Origin of the sequence: Pseudomonas sp. Fl5BN2, from assembly GCF_009908205.1 — a bacterium.
Classification (GTDB): domain Bacteria; phylum Pseudomonadota; class Gammaproteobacteria; order Pseudomonadales; family Pseudomonadaceae; genus Aquipseudomonas.
In genome coordinates, this window is record NZ_JAAARL010000003.1 from 267,343 (window position 1) to 283,770 (window position 16,428).

General features: G+C 54.9%; 13 protein-coding genes and 1 tRNA gene. 4 read left to right on the forward strand and 10 right to left on the reverse strand.

The genetic code is table 11. From position 1 onward, the window contains the following. Positions 1–608: 608 nt before the first annotated feature. Entirely contained in the window at positions 609–1,649 is a 1,041-nt protein-coding gene (locus tag GV819_RS05710) for a hypothetical protein (protein WP_161754336.1), read from the reverse strand. A gap of 221 nt (positions 1,650–1,870) precedes the next feature. Next, on the reverse strand, positions 1,871–3,133 hold the full coding sequence (gene pilV, locus GV819_RS05715) for a shufflon system plasmid conjugative transfer pilus tip adhesin PilV (RefSeq protein WP_161754338.1): 1,263 nt from the start codon (positions 3,131–3,133) through the stop codon (positions 1,871–1,873). A gap of 41 nt (positions 3,134–3,174) precedes the next feature. On the opposite strand from pilV, the gene GV819_RS05720 reads away from it, so the two are divergent. Beyond that, positions 3,175–3,513: a hypothetical protein gene (locus GV819_RS05720; RefSeq protein WP_161754340.1), complete on the forward strand. Its 339-nt coding sequence runs from the start codon at positions 3,175–3,177 to the stop codon at positions 3,511–3,513. A gap of 26 nt (positions 3,514–3,539) precedes the next feature. Here the strand turns inward: GV819_RS05720 and GV819_RS05725 are convergent, their stop codons facing one another. Continuing rightward, positions 3,540–5,804, reverse strand: coding sequence for a DotA/TraY family protein (locus GV819_RS05725; RefSeq protein WP_161754342.1), 2,265 nt, complete (start codon positions 5,802–5,804; stop codon positions 3,540–3,542). Positions 5,805–6,914: 1,110 nt separating this feature from the next. Between GV819_RS05725 and GV819_RS05730 the strand changes: the two genes are divergently transcribed. After that, a complete protein-coding gene (locus tag GV819_RS05730) occupies positions 6,915–7,151 on the forward strand; it encodes a hypothetical protein (protein WP_161754344.1) in 237 nt (78 codons plus the stop codon). Beyond that, positions 7,151–7,600, forward strand: coding sequence for a hypothetical protein (locus GV819_RS05735; RefSeq protein ID WP_161754346.1), 450 nt, complete (start codon positions 7,151–7,153; stop codon positions 7,598–7,600). The genes GV819_RS05730 and GV819_RS05735 overlap by 1 nt, the downstream gene beginning before the upstream one ends. 40 nt (positions 7,601–7,640) lie before the next feature. Here GV819_RS05735 and GV819_RS05740 read toward each other — a convergent pair whose 3' ends face one another. From GV819_RS05740 to GV819_RS05770, 7 genes are all read right to left on the reverse strand, one after another. Further along, a complete protein-coding gene (locus GV819_RS05740) occupies positions 7,641–8,894 on the reverse strand; it encodes a hypothetical protein (RefSeq protein WP_161754348.1) in 1,254 nt (417 codons plus the stop codon). A gap of 55 nt (positions 8,895–8,949) precedes the next feature. Next, entirely contained in the window at positions 8,950–10,050 is a 1,101-nt protein-coding gene (locus GV819_RS05745; RefSeq protein ID WP_161754350.1) for a site-specific integrase, read from the reverse strand. Positions 10,051–10,146: 96 nt separating this feature from the next. After that, positions 10,147–10,222 (reverse strand) — tRNA-Phe (locus GV819_RS05750). A gap of 104 nt (positions 10,223–10,326) precedes the next feature. After that, positions 10,327–10,599: an oxidative damage protection protein gene (locus tag GV819_RS05755; RefSeq protein WP_161754352.1), complete on the reverse strand. Its 273-nt coding sequence runs from the start codon at positions 10,597–10,599 to the stop codon at positions 10,327–10,329. Further along, on the reverse strand, positions 10,596–11,663 hold the full coding sequence (mutY, locus tag GV819_RS05760) for an A/G-specific adenine glycosylase (protein ID WP_161754354.1): 1,068 nt from the start codon (positions 11,661–11,663) through the stop codon (positions 10,596–10,598). Before mutY ends, GV819_RS05755 begins: the two co-directional genes overlap by 4 nt. Continuing rightward, a complete protein-coding gene (locus tag GV819_RS05765; protein ID WP_161754356.1) occupies positions 11,660–13,885 on the reverse strand; it encodes an AsmA family protein in 2,226 nt (741 codons plus the stop codon). Before GV819_RS05765 ends, mutY begins: the two co-directional genes overlap by 4 nt. Before the next feature lie 81 nt (positions 13,886–13,966). Next, the gene (locus tag GV819_RS05770) at positions 13,967–14,365 is read right to left on the reverse strand and encodes an acetyl-CoA sensor PanZ family protein (protein ID WP_161754358.1); all 399 of its coding nucleotides are present in this window, start codon (positions 14,363–14,365) and stop codon (positions 13,967–13,969) included. Between the two features lie 348 nt (positions 14,366–14,713). Between GV819_RS05770 and GV819_RS05775 the strand changes: the two genes are divergently transcribed. Beyond that, a complete protein-coding gene (locus GV819_RS05775) occupies positions 14,714–16,375 on the forward strand; it encodes an OFA family MFS transporter (RefSeq protein ID WP_161754360.1) in 1,662 nt (553 codons plus the stop codon). The last annotated feature ends 53 nt before the right edge of the window (positions 16,376–16,428 follow it).

The following is a 16,428-nucleotide window of genomic DNA, read 5'->3' on the forward strand; positions in this document are numbered from 1 at the left end:
ATGTTCCACAAACTGAACGGCTGAAGGGCAAACCTGGATGATCAGATATGCTTCTTGGGTGTTTGGGCGCGGGCCAAGGAGGGCTCGTGCGAGATGTTGGCTTAAAGAGACAATAGCGTCCCTGCGGAGCCCAAAACGAGCCTCAAGCTCGCAGCAAATAGTGATTACTGCCAGATCATGCTTGGAGTACTCACGGGCAACCCGCGCACGCTCAGCCTTTGCCTGATATGCAGGTAATTCGTTCAGTAATCCGCGCAGCTGGTGCCGGGTATATCCCGTTACGTTCGCAATGTCAGCAGATGTTATAGGCTTGGTTTTCATCTGCGTATGTTAGACGCAGATCTGAGTATATGTCACGCAGCAGCGTGGTTTTTCATAGTTTAAACCCGAGACCAAGGCAGCTTTGCTGCCGCAGCGTGTCGAGGGTTGGTGGCAAGGGCTCGTGGCTGCACGAAAATTCAGTTCTCGAGGTTGGTACAGAGCAGCGGCGTTCTCCTATCTCGGATTCACCATTTCATCGAAATAATGCATGTGTTTTTTGCTCATGAATGCTGAATTTGCCTCTGCCCGCGAGAAATGCGGGATGATTGCTGCGAATCTCAGTCTTCTCATCGTCTTGCCCGCGTTTGTTTTCGGGGTATAGGGCTGCGGGTTTGTAGGATGGATCGAGCAGCTTTGATACTGCTAGGTGCCAATCCGGCGCCGCCTGACTGCCCAATCTGAAATTGACCGTAATAGCTTGCCGTTTTATCCACACAATGGCCCATTGCAGCTGAGATTTCCTCTCTGGATACTTGCCGACCGCGTTTGAGATCGCTAGCGAATGCATGGCGTAAACAATAGGGAGTCACATTCGGGCCGTTCGGCCAGAGCTTTTTCCCTGCTGCAGTCATGGCCGCTCTGAAATTTGTTTGTTTCTCGATAGAAATGATAGCGCCACCGCTTGCTGCTTGGTGCTCACCTTGGAGCACCTCGATGAGGCGGCGTACCAATGGATGGCTGTGATCATCCAGTGAGTATCGAAGCTCCCTCCAAGGTTGTCCTTTACTTGCTGTGACCTTGATTCCACTGTCGATTCGTACCAGCAGTTCGGTAGCAGAAAAAGTCACGTTCACGCCTTTTTCAAGCTCACCTGGTCGACATCCACAAATCGCGCTGACAAGGTAGGGGATCTGGTATTTGCCATGCTCAGTCTCGTCGGCCATCAGATCGCGCCAGTTGGACGGCAGTTTATGAAGATCTTGGCGCTTCGACCTTCGTCTTTTAGTCTTTTCTAGTGGGCAGGCATCTGTACTCTCTGCGATCGCATTGAGCATTTTCAAGGTGCCATTAATGACCTCTATGTGCCGATGGAAATCCTCTGTGTGCTGCCCTCGCTGCGCCTTATCCTGAAGGCGAATTTGCCTCTCAAGCACCTGCATCAGAACGTATTTAATGGCCGCCTTACGTCTGTGATATGTCGACTTGCTTGTTGTATCTCGGATGGCAGGAAGTATTTTGTCGATATCCGATTCGCTTTTGGCGAGCAGCCGCTTAGCCTCGCTCTCATATCCTTTTATGGTTTGCTCAGATAGAGAATTGGACACCTGATTCTTTAAATGCTGTCTGGCCTCTACGATGAGAGCAAATGCTTCTGACTGTGTCCTCATACCTATTCCTTTTTGTGACCAGAGACTTTTCTATGGCTGACGGAAAGGGCGCTTTTCACTACGTGAATCGACTACGTCGACCAGCGCCCACATTCACGCAGGTGCGTGAATGTGTTTTATTTTTAGGTCACATGTGGCGTATCTTTTTTTAGGTCACTGATGACTATCGTATTTAGGTCACGAGTGGCGCTATTTACATGTCCTGAGATTTGGATTTTTTGCTATGGCAGGACGCACGAGTACATAAAGCAAGGTTGGCAACTACCGTTAACTTGCCCACCTGTGAGGACCGGGATTAGTCCCGTAGGGCAATTAAATCCACCTGTCATTTGGTTTACGTAAGTTCCAGCTCCACCAGTCATGAATCCGCTGCCAATGCCGCGGATGCTACCCGCCCCCTTCCATACGCCGGATTGGCAAGATAGTGTTAGGCCTGCCGCGTTTCGGCCGACTAGGCCATTGGGGGAGCACGCTGCACCTTCAGTTGCAACTCCGTTGAGCTGTAGATACTCACCTACGGTGGTTCTGCCGTTAGACTGCAAAGTCCCACCTGCAATCGCCCCGCCTGTGTAAACGCCCTTGTCACCATAGGAGCGAACCCAGTTAGGATCGGTCATATACCAGCCGCCGTTCCACTTTTCGTTGTACCAGCCAGTGTCGCCGCGAGTCCTGAACCAGCCGCCAGTATAGGTTTCACCGGTGGTGTCTGTTGTACCCGCTTTAACTGTGCCGGTAACCGCAGCGTTGTTGGCGTTTACAGTCGTTGCATTGACATTCGTGGCGTTCACATTTGCAGCGTTGTTGAGGTTGTTTCCCTTCATATCGATCGAGGTATTCATTTCATTGACTTCCGGATGGCCCGGCACGGCGTTTCGATAGAGGTAGTCGTTGGTGAGGGCTCCATCATCGAAAAACAGCGCGGTCGCAAGATGGCCTTCACCTGGTGAAATACCATAGGGCGCCAAAGAAACATTCCACCCTCCATATGTACCTTCAACGACACTGGTATCGATGTTCGAAATGTACCCGCCTCTTGCGCCCACCTGCTTGGAGATTCGACGGATGCTGGTTTCCGGAATTGTTTCCCCTCCGATAGTGATGACCAAGGTTTGAAGCTTGTTTGCTGTTGGCTTAATAGCAAGCACCGAATAGCTTTGGCCAAAGTTATTTATGTCAGTCACGCTGGGTGATAGATAACCGGCGTTTTTAAGCATGCCCACGGTAATGTTGGCCGGCGTCGTCGGTGTTGCGACATTGAGAACGGCGGCGTAGTTGTCTTTAATGTATGCACTTGCTGCATCCGAAATGATTTTTTGATGATCAGCCGCGGATTGTCCCGCCATGTTATCTGCATGGTCGAACATCGCTTGAGAGCCAATCCCCAATGCTGCTACTACCAGTATCAGTACAACGATCATTTCGATTGCGGCAAAGCCTGATTGCCCACTGGATTTTAAGTTGATTTGCTGCTTGAATCTCCGCATGATTTCTCTCTTTGAGTTTTAGTCTGCTTTGGAGGTTTTGAATGAGTAATTCTGATTATCAAGGTGGTCTTGGAGCCGGTTTTGCTCGCGCACGATCCATCCAGAATGAATATGAATCTAAGATTGCTGAGTGGCGTGCCCACTCAAATAAATTAAAGACTCAAGTTTCCGCACTGAATGAGCGTGTGGTAATCATGCAAGCCGATTTCGACGCAAATAATCATTTGCTCCGCTTGCTCATGGATGAGTTAAGAGCTGTAAAGCCAAACTCTCATCTGTTAATCAAGCAAAATCGTGATGCCATTCGCCAAGAGGTTTTCGAGGAATGCATGATTGAAAGTGGCTATGAAGCCTCAAGTCCGAAAGGCTTTTCCCGGTAATAACCTCTTTCCCCAAGACTGAGTTCTCAGTCACCTGGTCTCGGGCCACTTCCAAGAAGATCTTTATTGCTTGGTGAGTTTGAGCCGCTCGGCCCCGGGGTGCCGCTTCCCTCCGGCCCAAGTGACTTATGCCCGCCCCCGCCCAAGCCTCCAGACACCCCATGCTTGGCCTCTCTGACACCACCGATGAAAACATCGTGACCGCTGTCGCCAGTGCTCTGGGCGTCTCCGATGCCGCCGGCAGCGTGACCAATCCACCGAATGATGTTGTCTGGCACCCAATGGATCAGGCTAAAAACGATGTGCACGACAGTGGTCATCACGATTACATAGATGGCCACGTAAGCTACGAAGGAGACTATCCCAGTCATGGAGTCAGCCTGAATGCCTGCCACAACGGACATGAAGCCAACGTTGATGAAGCCCACAATCGGCTGCGTCAGTAGCATTCCGCCTATCAGTCCAAACAGCATGAGCGCTGGGCGCATTACCAGCGAGAGGATCATCATGTAACCCTGGCCGGCCTTGCCGACTGCATCGTCGCCGTACGGGTGAACGTGCGCAACGGCGAACAGGGGGGCGGCAATCACTGACTCAAGCACCAGGACGAACCAGTTCACTACAGAGGTAATCCAGGTGATGAAGGGGATCATTGGCACATAGGTGCTTAACGTAGCGCCGAAGAAAAATAAACTGATCAGTAAGACTGTGATCAATGAAGAAAGAAATTGGAAAACAGCTCCGGCGTCGAAGCCCACCTTCACCGTCGCCTGAGCTGCCCAAGAGTTTGAGACGCCCACTGCACTTGCCATTGCAGCCATCATCACCTCACCGGTCGTGACGATCACATCTCCGAAGGATTTCATCTGGCTCATGTGGTTCAAATTCGAGCCGGCAATGCTTTGAGTCATCTGGTTGATAGCACCCATGAAAGGCGCCGAAAGCATTTTTTTGACGTACTCCCATGCCCCTTCGCCGTCCCTTGGTGCGCGAATGTTCGTATCGGTGTAGTAAACGTTTCTGATGGACTCAACCCGATTCTTTGCGTATTCATCGGCTGTCGTGATGACGTCCTGATACGTTTGCAGTGACTCCTTCGTTTCCTTGTCGACGATGTCGATGGGCTCGGCTGCCGGTAGAGCATTCAAGGTCGACTGCATGACGTCGTTCATTTTGACGATGTGGTTGTACCAGGTTCCGGCAAATAGCCACCCGCCGTCTTTCGCGCCTGAGAGGAAGTCAGCCCGGGCTCGATCGCTAGTCTGCGAAACGGCTGTTTTGGCCGCCGTCCGAAGTGAGTTTTCATACTTGTTTGCTGCAGAGTCGAGGGCCCCAGCTTCAGGCTTCTGCCCTGCAACGATCTGCTGAGCTGTCGGACGAATATCGAGGATCATCTGCTGAACGGCGTTTGCATGGGCTGCGAGGATCGGCTCCTTGATGATCTTGGTGTTGCTGTTGCCTTCCGAGGCCTCCCAGCTTTGTTTCCAGGTCAGTGCGCCGCAAACATCAGGATTCATGTAAGAGCTGTCGTTGGCTTTCCATTTGTAGTCGATGACTGTGTACGAGGCATTGGCGTACTTCTGGATCATATTCGCCGCACCATAAACGGGGATGGCGTCCGGAAGACCCACATTGAACTCTCCGGTATTCACCACTTTGCGTGGTGAGGAAACCGCCTGAATCTTGGTTGAGCGCCCTGAGGCCGCAAACTGTTTGTTCATGGCCGCGGCGCACACCTCAAATTTCAGAATACTGGCCGCCAATGGTCGCGAATCAGGGATCATCGGGCGGGTGAGCATCCCGTCTTTCCCCATCTGGTCCACAGCCTGGCTCCAGATCGCGTCACCGATGCCGACGCCTTGAATCGCGAGCCAGAGCACGATGATTTGGATCAGCGAGTAGCCGTGCCCGAGGGGGAGTAGCAGGGCGGTACCGCCAACAGTCCGAAGCGGAATCCAGATAGAGCTCATTTTCTTGCCGAGCACCTCTCCGTCATGCGCGGAGTCGATCGTGCCTTTGATCGTGGTGTAGCCCACGAAAAGCATGCCCAGGAAGAGCACTGCGCCACCGAAGACTCCCATCATGGAGCCCATAACGTCCTCGGCTTCCCCTGTTTGGACATTGCCTCCTGAATGGATGGTGCCGACGATGGATCCGAATACTTCCTCCAGAAAGTCGATCGACGTATCACCTGGTGGTGGAGTGAACTGCTGAAAGGGGCCGCCTGCGGCTAGGACTGGTCCGCAGGAAAGAGCAGCAAGCAGCGTCAGCAAATGGAAGGTTAATTTCATTTCTCAGCACTCGGGCTATTGGCTGAAACTGCGGTTACTGCCAAGGCGTCGTGCACGTACAGCAACGCGTAGGGCACCCCGGCTAGCCTCCAATACGAGCCGTGACCATTGAGATAGAGTTGCACCGATATGTAGGTTGCGGCCGCGGTCAAAGGAAATATCCACCATCGGCGGAGACCTCCCCATACTCTATGTTGCCCTGCGGGTAACAAAATATTGGACAGCAGAAGCAATAGATAAAACATCCGATTTGTTAAGGTTGTAAGTTGGGGCGAAGAAAGAAGCGATCTTATGCGCGGCATGATAGAAGCTCCGCAACTTCAATGGTGCGGTAGAAGATTCTCCGGCCGACCTGAACTTTGCAGTTTGAGAGCCCTACGGCAAGCTTTGATCGTTGAAGTAAAAAAGCTCTGAGACCACCTGGAGTTTTCTCCAGAAGATTGGCCATCTGGTCTTGGGATAGAAGCGGCCCATAGCGATGTAAAAATTCGGATTCGAATGTGGGCTTAAGATTAGTAGCTGCGTTCATTGACGGGCTCTCGAGTCAGGAAGAGTGCGCCAAGATCATTTGGAGTTTATTTGTTTTTTGTCAAATGTATTATTGCGTATTGTTTTTTATGCTCTTTTTGGCTTTATTGGTGTTTGAGCTGAATTTTCGAAAAAACCCTATAACGAACTAGTATAAAAGTTTAGTTGTTATAGGGTTTGTGTGGCTAAGTGTGCTGTAGATCCCCAAATTTAAAATTTTCGTAAGAGGGCTTTCGATTGGATGGTGATGCCCCATATCCATTCACCTTGCTCCCCATAGACATTCACTTTACGCTCCCCATAAGCTTTCACCTTACAAGAAGCTGCTCCCCATAAACGTTCACCATACGCCCCATATCCTTTCACCTTCGCCCCATAAGTATTCACCTAACTAGTACTGTGGGCCACGTAGATCAAGGTGTGGAGTGTGTCTAAAGCTTTGTTTTGTATTGGCTAAAAGAAAAACATACAAACAGCACTGGACGGGAGGGGGGTTATTACCGAAACTAAAAGAAGTCAGCGCTTGCCCGGGGCGGCAACCCCAGGCAGCGCCTAACCACCAAGACCGCAGGAGGTCCTGAAATGGCTATGTCGATTGTATCTGAAAATCTTGTTGAAGATCTTCTCTACGAAGTCTGCCCAAACGCCGATGCTCCAGACTTTGATCCGCAAATGAAGGCTCTGGGGTCCTTACTGCAGCCCGCGCTTGATTTGGTTGTGTCTGCTTATCAGTCAGCGGCAGTTACAGTCTCGACTGAGCGTGCATTTCGTTTGTTTGTGTTGAATTTGCTTTCTGCAGCGGATGAAGAGCAGGGGTAGTGAGTTCAATGGTGCATGCTCACCCTCTATTTCGCCTAGCGAGCTCTCCGTTAGCGCAAGCTAGTGTTGATACGTTGGTGGAGTTTGCCCTTTCGATTTGGTACGCCGAGAGCTTTTCTGCAAGGGAGGTTTTGGAGGCGCTACAGGGCGACATCATGGCGCAGCGCCGTGCGGTTTACCTTATCGATAAGTTTAGGCGTTATCCCTGCGTAACGAAGAAAAGGGCAGCGCAGCTCAAGTCATTCGTTTATGACTGGTCTGCGCTGAAAATGGGAGTGCACCCAGAGCCACTAATACAGTTAGTTATAACGCATAAACTGGACAAGCTGGCTGCGGATTGGGGTTTAAATGAAGATGTTACGCTTCAAGCCAAAAACGTTTTGATATACCAGACTCGCCACTATACGGCGAGTCTAGGTATTGTAACCGGTTATTCTGAACCCGAGTGAGCTTGGATTACTAGCTTGTTCCATTTAATGTTGGGGCTGATCACTGCAAGGCCATAAATTGTTTGAGTTCGTCTTCTAGACGGCTAATCAAATTTGATAGTTGTACAGATTTTCTTCGTTTTGCTCTGCTACTTATTGCTTCAGCCGTATAGAAGCGTTCGATAATTTTATTTTTTTCCATTGGATTTTCTGAGATTAGCCCAAACCAATCCCCATCATAAAATGGCATCGGGTTGTGACGCCCTTCAACGTAGGCACAGACCTTTAGCGGGTACAGATCAAGAATTTCTATGAATGCTTTGTCGAAAGTTAGTAATGCTGGGAAGAAATACCGTGCGCCAGCATCAGGCCTGACAGTCAATGTTAGCTCCATTCTTCTTGCGTGAGTTAAGTCCCAGGCCATTCCGTCTAGTTTTTCGAGCGTGTCAGATTTATTTTTTTGGATTTTTCCAAAAAAATTCAGTTTTTGTCCTTTGCTAAAATATTCCTTCGCAATAGCGAATTCTCTAGCAGCTATGACGCCCGCTTCTTCATCGCTGAACTCAAGCAGTTGCCAAATTTTCTCGTGAAGCAAAAGCTTTGGCTCGCGAAACTGAATTAGGACCATTTTTAATAGGTAGCAATAAGAGAGCTGGTAGATGCGATTGGCGTCATTTACGTCGCGGTTGTCGTCCAAGTTCATATACATTCTTGCAATATGTTCTTGTGCGGCCTTCGTCAGTTCGTCCTCTGAAAGGGTTGATTGAGCTATCCCTTGTGATTCAAGTAGGCTTGTGTCCAGGGTTCTAAGTATTTCATAAGCTTTTAGTTTGTTGTATATTTTATCCGAATGTTTCGGATCTTTTAGGTTTTTAATGTTTTCTGTGCAATAAGCTAGTGAGTCAATCCAGACATCCTTTCTGGAGATAAACTGAAATACTTCCTTGAAGTCACTGGGTATCTGTGAGTGTTTTCCTTGTAGGTAGGGTTCTAAGTAGCTTAGAGCCATTGTGTCCAAGGAGATTGAATAGTCAATTCTGAATGTTGATGGCCCTGTTTTCATCTCCTGTAGGGTTTCTCTGTCGAGGACCCAGACCTTTGGAGTTTTGAAGAGGCCTCTTACAACAGCGCCGGCCGAAAACGTACGATTTACCGAAAAGCCAGGGCTGGCTCCATTATGCGACGCAAAAACAAACTTGCAGTCGGGCAATATTGGCTCATATAAATTGTATTGGGCTGTTGATTCTTCAAGAGTTTTCGCTTCGCAAATCTCAGAAATTACGAAATTGAGCTGCTCTTCAGTAAGTATGTTCATATTCCTCCAGTATGGCTGCTTCCTTGTTAGATGCGCGTGGCGACTTTATTGACCTTCAAGTCGGGCTATCCGCGTTTGCTTTATCTAGCAGCCCTACTAGCTCATCCGCCCTTAGGTGGGTGTATCTTTTCAACATCTGCATCGACTTATGTCCGCTGATTGCTGCGACCTGTTGATCTGAAAATTTTCCTGTCTCAACAAATCGGCTAACCGCTTCATGTCGCAGATCGTGAAAGCGAAAGTCCGCGATACCGAGCTTTTTCTTCATCGCAATCCATGTCTTGGAAAATACGTAGGGTCTTCGTTTTCCATCCTCGCCAGGTTCACCAAAGAAAATTAGGTCTGAGTCGGAAGGACGTACTGGGTTATCTAAAGCTTGCGCGAAAACGTTCGTTGCGATGAGGCTCAGGGGGACGGTGCGTGCGCTCCCATTCTTGGTCTTTCCAAGGCGTGCTACGCGTTTTTTCAGATCTACCCGGTGCCTACGTAAGGAGACGATCTCTGAAGAGCGCATGCCGGTTTCTAGGGCGATCCTGAAGATCCAGGCGAGCATCGGGTTGCTGTGTGCACTAACGGCTCTCAGCAGGCTTATCTCTTCTTCAGGAAGGAGGCGCCGATCGCGCCCTGGACCTGGGCTCGGTTTGCGCACATTTGAGACTGGGTTTTGTGGGAGCCCGATACGCCACTCTTGGATGGCGATTGTAAAGAGGTGGCTCAGTAGGGCCAGCTCAAGGCGCACAGTATTGTCTCCGACGTTTCGAGGTACTACGAGGCTATTTTTTTTGAGCTTTGTTGCTACAGGTTCGTTTAGGCGTCTGTCGCGATAGCCAGCGATGATGTCGGGGGTTAATGCAGCAAGAGAGTACTTGCCCAAAAGTCGAATGAGTGGCTTGGACTTGGTCTTGTCAGATTTTTGCGTGGAGTCTGCTTTGGAGGGAGTTACTTCGAGGAGATAGCGGCTCAAGGCTGCTTCTAAAGTCATTTTTTCTGAGAGGGTGCGACGGATGTACAACCCTCGGGTCATTTCATCTTCGGTACCGCGAGCCCAGTCTTCGGCATCACGTTTGGTTCTGAATGTCTTGGAAGCCGTTGGCCATCCTTGTTTTCGGACGACTGCTTTCCATGTTGCGGAGGGGGTCTTTACTATTGTCGCCATCGCTGTCTCCAGAGCTTACGTATCGGCACTGTACCGAAACTGTACCTCTGGAGCGAGGGACTAAAGGCTTAGTGTTGCGCTAAGCCTTGAAATTAGTGGTGCCCAGAGACGGAATCGAACCGCCGACACGGGGATTTTCAATCCCCTGCTCTACCGACTGAGCTATCTGGGCAACGGGGCGCATTAAACGGGTTTTTCGGGGGGTCGTCAAGCAAGTTTTGAAAAAAAGTTTAATTATTACCGCCGCTTACGTTCCCGCCCCGATTTTCCGCGGGTTTACTCGGTCGGTGGCACGTAGCCGTCGGCCTTGGCGTATTCCTCGCCGGAGAAAAACTTGTCCATCTCGCCCTGCAGATATTTGCGGTCTTCGGCATTCATCATGTTCAGGCGCTTTTCGTTGATCAGCAGGGTCTGGTGTTTCTGCCAGTCGGCCCAGGCCTTGGCCGAGATGTGTTCGAAAATATCCTGGCCCTTGGCGCCCGGATACGGAGGGCGCTCCAAACCTGGCAGTTCTTCTTGGTACTTGCGGCACATTACGCTGCGGGTCATGCGGACTCTCCTGCATTCAATACTTCGGCCGCGCGTTTCAGCAGTTTCTTCACCGGGGCGGCAAGGCCCAGGCGCGGCGGGGTGGCGAGGTTATACCAGAGCCAGTCGGCCTCGGCGACGTGCAGGGCCGACTCTTCGACCCGGATCAGCCAAGGTTCGATGGCCAGCTGGAAGTGGCTGAAGGTGTGTACCAGTCCCGGCATCTCTTGCTGTTGGCCCAGTTCCAGAGAGTGCTGCAGGGCCAGGTGCTGGATGTCTTCCAGGTCATCCAGCTCCGGCAGGCTCCAGAGGCCGCCCCAGAGCCCCGTGGAGGGCCTTCGGTAAAGCAGGATGGCGCCTTCGCGGTTGGCCAGCAGCGGCATCAGGGTGCGCTTGCGCGGCACTTCCTTGCGCGGCTTGGGAATCGGGTAGCGGGTCTCCAGGCCGAGCATGTGGGCTTCGCAGCCTCGCTCCAGGGGACACAGCAGGCAGCTGGGTTTGCTCCGGGTACAGAGGGTGGCCCCCAGGTCCATCATCGCCTGGGTGTAGTGGTTGACCCGGCTGTGGGGCGTGAAGCGTTCGGCGGCGGCCCACAGCTGCTTGGCCACTTTGGGTTCCCCGGGGTAGCCCTCCTGGGCGGTGAAGCGCGCCAGCACCCGCTTGACGTTGCCGTCGAGGATCGGCGCCCGCAGGCCCATGCTGATGCTGGCGATGGCGCCGGCCGTGGACAGGCCGATGCCCGGCAGCTCGGTGAGCTTTTCCACGTCTTGGGGAAACTCGCCGCCATACTCGGCGACGACGATCTTCGCGGTCTTCTGCAGGTTGCGTGCGCGGGTGTAGTAACCCAGGCCGGTCCACAGGTGCAGCACTTCGTCTTCCGGGGCTTCGGCCAGGGCCTGCACCGTGGGCAGGGAGGCCATGAAGCGGTCGAAGTAGTTGAGCACGGTGCTGACCTGGGTCTGCTGCAGCATGATCTCCGAGACCCATACCCGATACGGGTTGATGCCCTGTTGCCAGGGCAGGTCATGGCGGCCGTGATGGTCGTACCAGTCCAGCACCGCCGGTGCAAACGCCTCGGCTCTCATCGCTTGAACAGCCCCTTGAGTGCGTTCTTCAGTTCCGGGCTGACCTTGTCACCGAGCTTCTCGTCGATCTTTTGCTGCAGGCGGTCACCGGCCAGCTTGGCCGCGACCTGGCCCAGGCCGTCCTTGTCCAGGCGGCAGGCCTTGGCCCCGAGCTCCAGCGGGCCACGGCAACGCAGCGGCAGTTCGATGCCCTTGAAGCGGTCGCCGACCTGGCAGGCCGGGTCCGGGTTAGTGCTCAGGTCGCCCTCGACAATGATGCCGACCCGATAGTCCATGCCCAGCACCCGCAAGTCGATATCGCCATTGCCGTTGACGCTCAGGCCGGGGATCCGCACCTTCAGGTCCGGGTTGCTGGCGACGCCATTACGGAACGTCAGGTTGCCCTTGAGCTCCTGGAACGGGGTGTCCTTGCCGCGTGGGGTGCTGCCAAGGTTCTTGCGATTGAGTACGGCGATGCCCTGGCATAGCTGCTGTTCCAGGTTGGCATTGATCAGCACGCCGTTGTTGATGGCGAAACTGGCATTGCCGTTGAGGCTGTCGATCAGCGCCTTCTGGCTGTTGCCGCTGCCGGTCAGATTGCTGTTCAAGGTCACCAGGCCCTTGATCGGAGGTGTCTGGCCCTGGCTTTCGAGGATGCGTTCCACCGGCACCCGGCTGATCTTGGTCTGCAGGCTCAGTTGCGGGGTGTTCGGGCGCAGATCGAGATTGCCGCTGACGTCGAAGCTGCCGTTGTACAACTCACCGCGCAGGCTCGAGAGCGTCAGCAGGCCGCCCTGGCCGGAGGCCTTGAGCGCGGCGTTGTGGATCGGCAGCTTGTCCAGGGTCAATTGGCCGAAGCTCAGGTCGGCATCGACGTCGAGTTTGCTCAGGCGCTCCACCGGCAGCAGCTTGTCGGTGCTCCAGGCGCCTTTGGTCGGTGCATTGGGCAGTGGCGTGGTACCGGCCCCAGCCATGGCATCGGCTTCGCTGCTTTGTACTTCAGCCTTGCGCGCCGAGGTGGCGCTATTGGCCGCGGCGGATTTTGGCGGCAGGTAGCGGTCGACATTGAAGGTGTCGGCTTTGAGCTGGGCACGCAGGGATTGCTTGTCGAAGTCTTCGATGGCCAGGCGGCCGCTGAAGGTGCTGTCGTCGAGCTTCAGGTTCAGGTCTTCCAGAGCCAGGCTGGTGGGCGTGCCTTGCAGGCGGCTGACCAGTTCGACCTTGCTCAGGCTGCCTTCAGCCATGGCCGGCAGGGTCTGGCCGATGCTGTCGACGAATTTTGCCAGGTCGAACTGGGCAATGGAGATCCCGCCGCTGATCTGCGGGGTCTTGTCCAGGTCATTGACCTTGAGCTCGCCCAGGGCGCGCAGTTGGTTGAGGGAGACTTTCAGGCCGGTCCACTGGCCGACGTTGGCGGCCTGGTCCAGCAGCAGTTGGCCCTGGGCAGCGAAGGTGACGGTCTTGCCTTGCAGCGGATCGCCGGCCACTTCGCCGGACAGGCGCATGTCTTCGAACTGGTAGCGCTGCAGGGCGCGATCGAAACGCAATTCGCCATTGAGCTCGGTGCGCACGCGCACGGCGGGCTGGGTGCTGGCGAGGAAGGCGGTGAGCTTGACCGGGGTGTTGCTGGCTTCGTGAATCGGCCCGGTGCTCAGCTGGATGCTTTCGGCGGTGAACTGCTTGTCGGTCTGTTCATCGTTGTACTCGATCCGGGCGTTGTTCACGGTCAGGCTGTCGATGTCCAGGCGGATCGGCTGCGAGGGCTTCTCCGTGCCGGCGCTGGCCTGGCCGGTTTCACCGGTGCTGGTGGCAGGCGTCTCGCCCTGCTTTTCGGCAGGGGCGGCCTTGCCGATGTCTTGCCAGTTGCCGTGGCCGTCCTTGTTGCGTGTCAGGCGCAGGTTCAGGCCTTCGACCCGTACATCGCTCATCTGCACTTCGCGGCGCAGCAGCGGCAGCACGCGCACCGAGAGGCCGAGCATTTGCAGGTCGGCGAAAGGTTGGGTCGGGTTGGCCAGGGTGGCTACCCCGGCATCGTGCAGTTCCAGGCCAAGCCAGGGGAACAGGCTCCAGCCGATGTCGCCATTGAGCGTCAGCTCGATGTGGGCCTTGTCGCGGGCAATCTGGCGAATCTCGTCTTTGTAGTCGTTGGGATCAAACAGGTGGGTCAGGGCAAAGCCCAGAGCCACGATGATCAGCAACAGCCCGAGAATTACCAGACCCAGGATTTTGCCGAACGCTTTCATGGGCGAGTCCTTGTATGTCGAATTCAAAATTTAGCCGGGGAGTATAGCGCTCTGAACCAGACGACTGGTCAGCCAATCCGCTTACAGTTTTTTCAGCGGCAGATGCAGTTTGGCCGCCAGGGCCTGAGCCTCCAGGTGCCCGGCGGGGGCCAGCAAATGCAAGGTTGCGCCCTGGTCCCGAGCCATTTTCCGTGCCTCGTTCAGCAGTCGCTCGGCCACCCCGCGGCGCCGGGTGATCCTGCGGACGCAGAGTTGGGACAGGTGCCAGCCATCCGAGTGCCGTTGCAGGCGCGCGGCGCCCAGCAAGCGATCATTGAAGCGGGCGGTGAGCAGCTCGCCTTCGCGCAGGCCGCTGTCGATCAGGTCCTGAGCGTCGCGCTGGGGCGCAAACAGCCAGTCCGGGGCGTCCTGGTAAATCTTCTGCAGGTCTTGCTGGTCCTGATAACTGGCGTTGCGCAGTGATTCGACAAGAATGGGCATGGGATTTCCTGTTTGGGGGGCCGTGGCTTGGGCCTTCGCCGGCAGGCCGGCTCCTGCGGGAGTAGCGTTTTCAGCTAGGTGCCGGCTTGCCGGCGAACAGGGCCGACTGCAGGCTCAGGTCAACACTTTGGCGAGGCCGAGCGAAGCAGGCGCGGCAAAAAAGGTCATAGCAGTCTGGTTTTTTAGCGCGTCGCAAATGGTAACCTCTCGCGGTTCGTTCGTCCTTCTGCGACTTAATGTCGCGCCTGCCAAAATGGAGCTTTACTCAATAAAACGACCGCGCCTGCGTGCCAAGGTCGTCGCAGAGGAGTGGCCGATGAACAATTCTAATAATTGGGGGAAACATCCATGAGCACTAGCATCGCGTCCGCCAGTTCGGCCGCTCAGCCAGCGTTCTTGTCCAAAGAACGCATCATCGCCAAGCCCGGTTTCAACCGTTGGCTGGTACCGCCGGCCGCGCTGGCCATTCACCTGTGCATCGGCATGGCCTACGGTTTCTCGGTGTTCTGGCTGCCACTGTCCAAGGCCCTGGGCATCGGCGCGCCGGTGGCTTGCGCACCGGACATGAGCTTTGTCGCACAGATATTTTCATCCCAGTGTGACTGGCCGATTTCCATGCTCGGCTGGATCTACACCCTGTTTTTCATCTTCCTCGGCTGCTCGGCGGCGATCTGGGGTGGCTGGCTGGAACATGCCGGTCCACGCAAGGCTGGTGTGGTCTCGGCCCTGTGCTGGTGTGGCGGTCTGCTGATCTCCGCGCTGGGGATCTACACTCACCAGATCTGGTTGATGTGGATCGGCTCGGGGGTGATCGGCGGTATCGGCTTGGGGCTGGGCTACATCTCCCCGGTGTCGACCCTGATCAAGTGGTTCCCGGACAAGCGCGGCATGGCTACCGGCATGGCGATCATGGGTTTCGGCGGTGGCGCCATGGTTGGCGCGCCCCTGGCGGCAGCGCTGATGGGCCACTTCGCGACCCCTACCAGCGTTGGCGTGTGGCAGAGCTTCCTGGTGATGGCGGCGATCTACTTCGTGTTCATGATCGGCGGCGCCCTGGCCTATCGGGTTCCGCCTACCGGCTGGAAGCCTGAGGGCTGGAATGCACCGGCGAAGAAAACCGCCAATGCGATGATCACTCACCGCCATGTGCATGTGAACGTGGCCTGGAAGACCCCGCAGTTCCGCCTGGTGTGGCTGGTGCTGTGCCTCAACGTGTCGGCGGGTATTGGCATTCTCGGCATGGCCTCGCCACTGCTGCAGGAAGTCTTTGCCGGCAAGTTGTTGGGCAATAGCCTGACCTTCAGTCAACTGGATGCCGGGCAACTGGCGCAGATTGCCGCGATCGCCGCCGGTTTCACCGGACTGTTGAGCCTGTTCAACATTGGTGGGCGGTTCTTCTGGGCGTCGTTCTCCGACTACCTGGGACGCAAGAACACCTACTTTGTGTTCTTCGCCCTGGGCTTTGCCCTGTATGCGCTGATTCCGAACCTCGGCCACTTGGGCAATATCGCCCTGTTCGTGGCGGCGTTCTGCATCATCCTGTCGATGTACGGCGGCGGTTTTGCCACCGTGCCGGCGTATCTGGCGGACCTGTTTGGTACGCAGATGGTGGGGGCGATCCACGGCCGCCTGCTGACGGCCTGGGCGGCGGCCGGGGTGCTGGGCCCGGTACTGGTGAACTACCTGCGTGAGTACCAGCTGAGCATCGGTGTCGAGCGTGCGGCGGCTTACGACATCACCTTGTACATCCTCGCCGGCCTGCTGGTGCTGGGTTTCCTGTGCAACTTGCTGGTACGTCCGGTGGCGGACAAGTACTTCATGACCGACGAGCAACTGGCCGCTGAACAGGCCCTGGGCCACGACAAAGGTGCTGACAGCAGTGTCGTGCTGGAGTGGAAAGCTTCGTCCGCGAGCCTGCCGGTGGTGATCGCCGCCTGGTTGGCGGTGGGCATTCCCTTGGCGTGGGGCGTGTGGGTCACCCTGCAAAAGACCGCGGTGCTGTTTCACTGAGTCAATGTCTGAGGTTCACGGAACAGGGCGCATGCGCCCTGTTCTGCGTTCTG

Bases quoted from the DNA above. Each gene is read 5' to 3' on its own strand.
- GV819_RS05775 (WP_161754360.1), top strand. From the start codon at position 14,714: ATGAGCACTAGCATCGCGTCCGCCAGTTCGGCCGCTCAGCCAGCGTTC.
- mutY (WP_161754354.1), bottom strand. From the start codon at position 11,663: ATGAGAGCCGAGGCGTTTGCACCGGCGGTGCTGGACTGGTACGACCAT.
- GV819_RS05755 (WP_161754352.1), bottom strand. From the start codon at position 10,599: ATGACCCGCAGCGTAATGTGCCGCAAGTACCAAGAAGAACTGCCAGGT.
- GV819_RS05710 (WP_161754336.1), bottom strand. From the start codon at position 1,649: ATGAGGACACAGTCAGAAGCATTTGCTCTCATCGTAGAGGCCAGACAG.
- GV819_RS05765 (WP_161754356.1), bottom strand. From the start codon at position 13,885: ATGAAAGCGTTCGGCAAAATCCTGGGTCTGGTAATTCTCGGGCTGTTG.
- GV819_RS05740 (WP_161754348.1), bottom strand. From the start codon at position 8,894: ATGAACATACTTACTGAAGAGCAGCTCAATTTCGTAATTTCTGAGATT.
- GV819_RS05770 (WP_161754358.1), bottom strand. From the start codon at position 14,365: ATGCCCATTCTTGTCGAATCACTGCGCAACGCCAGTTATCAGGACCAG.
- pilV (WP_161754338.1), bottom strand. From the start codon at position 3,133: ATGCGGAGATTCAAGCAGCAAATCAACTTAAAATCCAGTGGGCAATCA.
- GV819_RS05720 (WP_161754340.1), top strand. From the start codon at position 3,175: ATGAGTAATTCTGATTATCAAGGTGGTCTTGGAGCCGGTTTTGCTCGC.
- GV819_RS05745 (WP_161754350.1), bottom strand. From the start codon at position 10,050: ATGGCGACAATAGTAAAGACCCCCTCCGCAACATGGAAAGCAGTCGTC.
- GV819_RS05725 (WP_161754342.1), bottom strand. From the start codon at position 5,804: ATGAAATTAACCTTCCATTTGCTGACGCTGCTTGCTGCTCTTTCCTGC.
- GV819_RS05730 (WP_161754344.1), top strand. From the start codon at position 6,915: ATGGCTATGTCGATTGTATCTGAAAATCTTGTTGAAGATCTTCTCTAC.